Source organism: Pauljensenia sp. UMB1177 (assembly GCF_030217965.1).
Classification (GTDB): domain Bacteria; phylum Actinomycetota; class Actinomycetes; order Actinomycetales; family Actinomycetaceae; genus Pauljensenia; species Pauljensenia turicensis_A.
This window is the reverse complement of record NZ_JASOOV010000049.1, coordinates 1-249: the sequence shown is the minus strand read 5'-3', so window position 1 is coordinate 249 and position 249 is coordinate 1. Positions and strand designations below refer to the sequence as shown.

At 40.2% G+C, this 249-nt stretch carries 1 pseudogene; it reads right to left on the bottom strand.

Annotated elements, in window-relative coordinates:
• A pseudogene (locus tag QP442_RS08540) lies at nt 1-235 on the bottom strand (hypothetical protein); the annotation flags it as partial.
• Nucleotides 236-249: the final 14 nt, after the last annotated feature.

Below are 249 nucleotides of genomic sequence, written 5' to 3'. Positions count from 1 at the left end.
CGACTTTGCCTTTCCCGCGCTTGGTCATAAGTCGTCCCGCAATGGTAGCAGTATCCGCTAATTCATGTAGCTCTTCTTTTGTTTTATCACTATATTTTTCTTTTAATTGGGCAGAATCTGCAGTACGTTCAAAACGTTTACCAAATGGGTCAATGCCTTGTTCTGCTAAAGCAGCCATTTTTTCACGACGAATCAGCTGCTGGTCATTTAATTCTTCAATATGTTCAGTAGTCATATTCTTCCTCCTAA